This window comes from Yersinia pekkanenii, assembly GCF_001152565.1.
Classification (GTDB): domain Bacteria; phylum Pseudomonadota; class Gammaproteobacteria; order Enterobacterales; family Enterobacteriaceae; genus Yersinia; species Yersinia pekkanenii.
In genome coordinates this window covers 1-1,733 of the sequence record NZ_CQAZ01000158.1, presented here as the reverse complement: position 1 = coordinate 1,733, position 1,733 = coordinate 1, and the positions used below count along the sequence as shown (strand labels likewise).

Here is a 1,733-nt window from a genome sequence, read left to right as displayed (position 1 = left end):
GCCGGTAATATGGCGGCTGTTCATGGTCTGGCTCTTGCCAGTGGCCACCAGCTCTTTTTGCCGTTCTACAGTGCGTAAGCCTTCAATAACGCCAAAATCAACAGGCGATAACTCCAGAGCACGGCGAACCACTTTTACTAAGTCAGCGTTAACACCTTTGAGGTTATTGTCACTGCGCTGGCTAAATCTGAATTTCGTCATGATTTATACCTAGGGGTTAGTGTCGTCACTGCCACCGATGCGGTTACCGACAATGCGGAGAGCAAAGGCACGGATTTGTTCAACGCCAATGAAGCCAATCAACCCACCAACTGCGAGGGTGAGTTGCTGAGGGAGATCTAAATACTCAAGCGCACTAACAGCGGTTAATGTCAGTGCACCACAAGTCAGCCCCTCCAATAAGGTTTTCTTCCAGCCACCACCGGTATATGCCACTCGTAACCCTGCCATCACCACAGATAGCAATACGCCACCCAGTGGAACGTCACCCCGCCACCAGGCATAAAGTAGTTCGCCCCAGTCATTCCATGTATGCGGTTCGTTATGCATTCTCATACCACCTCCCCAATGGGGGATATTATTCCCGGCATTGTCGGGTGTTGTTTTTTTGAGGAATTTAGCCCACCAGTGCAGCCACTCGTCAGTTAAGTGTGTGTGGAGTTGATTGGGTGACTGGTGGGCTAAAACGGAAAAAAGGCCCACCGGAGTGAGCCTTAAAATCATGTTATAAATGAGAAATGCGGACCAGTAAGCACCATTACGTACCTATAACTGAGCTATCAGAAGTATTTTTTTTCTTCTAATTCATCATCGTAAATCGACATAAGTACGCGATCTTTCATCGCATCACAAATACCCGATCGATCACCGTCAATAACTGAAATTACCTTCCCCACATCTTGCAGGTTTACTTTTGCAACCTCACCATCAATGGATATGCAGATGCTTTGGGTTATCATATCTCCACCTCTGGGGGTGTCATCAACTACAGTTGCAACTTCGAAGATAAGTACGTAGTCCTCCCTAAGTTCAATGCCCGTCAAAGGTTTCTTTATGAAATTACCATCCTTATCAAGTACTCCGGACATTACATAGGGTTGCTCTTTTCCTTCAATATCCTTCCAGGTGCTTTTATCTAAAACAAGGGACTTTTGATACGCTTCGACAAGAGCAATTGCTTCAGTGACAACAAGTTCAGTGCGCTTTTCTCGGGCAGTATTTAGCTGTTTTTGCCTTTCACTAATATCTTTGTAAGTAATTGTCATGCATCTTCCTTTGTTGCAATTGAAAGAGTTCATTTTATCACCTACATAACTTATTAGCTAAATGCAAACAGGGAACCATGCCGAGGACTTGCTCGATATGGTCATGCGTGATTATTTCATAACGGATAGTGAAAATGATAACGGATAAGGATGTGGTGCCCGCCTTGGCGAGTGTTGGATTTAACCGATACACCACATTCGGCTGGATACTGTTTCACAACGATTGGATTAACCAATCCAGTACCCATGCGAATGTAGAAATGAAAAAGTCCAATTGGATGCTGTGATAGTTAGCATCGGCTGCGGGGAGGCGCGACTAATCCGTTAATCGCCAACCTAAGGCAACTATCACAGCAAGATTTAGTCTACACAAGCAACATAAATGGTTAATAAACGCGGCTCATTTTTATTAATAGCCTCGTTACAATCCCCATAAACGACAAAGCCCCGCGATATGCGAGGCCTTAA

At 45.0% G+C, this 1,733-nt stretch carries 3 protein-coding genes and 1 pseudogene; 1 reads left to right on the top strand and 3 read right to left on the bottom strand.

The genetic code is table 11. The features are described 5' to 3' along the window. The 3 genes and pseudogenes from AEP37_RS23605 to AEP37_RS23595 all read right to left on the bottom strand — a co-directional run. Window positions 1–201 (bottom strand): annotated as a pseudogene (locus tag AEP37_RS23605) (M15 family metallopeptidase); the annotation flags it as partial. A 9-nt stretch (window positions 202–210) separates the two neighbouring features. Further along, window positions 211–555, bottom strand: coding sequence for a phage holin, lambda family (locus tag AEP37_RS23600; protein WP_049615614.1), 345 nt, complete (start codon window positions 553–555; stop codon window positions 211–213). A 224-nt stretch (window positions 556–779) separates the two neighbouring features. Continuing rightward, a complete protein-coding gene (locus tag AEP37_RS23595) occupies window positions 780–1,265 on the bottom strand; it encodes a hypothetical protein (RefSeq protein WP_049615613.1) in 486 nt (161 codons plus the stop codon). Window positions 1,266–1,399: 134 nt separating this feature from the next. On the opposite strand from AEP37_RS23595, the gene AEP37_RS26775 reads away from it, so the two are divergent. Then, window positions 1,400–1,552, top strand: a complete 153-nt coding sequence (locus tag AEP37_RS26775) for a hypothetical protein (protein WP_167337955.1) — start codon at window positions 1,400–1,402, stop codon at window positions 1,550–1,552. Window positions 1,553–1,733: the final 181 nt, after the last annotated feature.